This is a genomic window from Erwinia sp. PME.40.26/001, assembly GCF_055556675.1.
The window spans coordinates 1-233 of the sequence record NZ_JBVHNP010000460.1; the positions used below are offsets into that span (position 1 = coordinate 1).

Annotated in this window: 1 protein-coding gene; it reads right to left on the reverse strand. The window is 70.4% G+C overall.

What is annotated here, in order from left to right:
• Positions 1-233, reverse strand: a 233-nt coding sequence (locus ACZ3HG_RS24975) for a hypothetical protein (protein ID WP_465335253.1), incomplete at both ends; no start/stop codon positions are given.

The following is a 233-nucleotide window of genomic DNA, read 5'->3' on the forward strand; positions in this document are numbered from 1 at the left end:
GGCATCCGTCGCCCAGATCTCCTGCAGACGCGTGACCGCCTCGTCGTCGAGCCCCGCGCGGCGGACCGCCCGCAGCAGGGTCGGCGACATCGCGTGCATGGTCGAGGAGAAGTCGGCGGTGAACCCGAGGCGGTCGCTGCCGAGCTCCTCGTACGCCTCGCGGATCTCGAGCACCTTCGGGTCGTTGGGGCCGGAGGGCGCGTGGATCTCGTAGCCGAGCTTCTGGTCGTACT